The 264-nt window shown below is 47.7% G+C and carries 1 protein-coding gene; it reads left to right on the forward strand.

Going from position 1 to position 264, the window contains the following annotated elements; translation table 11 throughout:
• Positions 1 to 264, forward strand: a 264-nt coding sequence (locus AC0IXA_RS27615) for a hypothetical protein (RefSeq protein ID WP_471814933.1), incomplete at both ends; no start/stop codon positions are given.

Here is a 264-nt window from a genome sequence, read left to right on the forward strand (position 1 = left end):
GCATTTGAGTATGCCATCAAGCTTGGCGAAAAACAAAATGCCGATATCCTCATTGCCACAGACCCAGATGCTGACAGGTTAGGCATTGCAGTCAGAGATCACGAAGGAGAATTTACCGTCTTAACAGGCAACCAAACAGGCGCCCTGCTGCTCCATTATTTATTGTCTGAAAAACAAAAGCTGGGTCAGCTGCCGCCTCGTCCTGTTGTGATGAAAACCATTGTCACAAGTGAGCTTGGGCGTGCTGTAGCATCAGCTTTTGGT

The sequence above is a fragment of the Pseudomonas sp. AC083 genome (assembly GCF_979253165.1).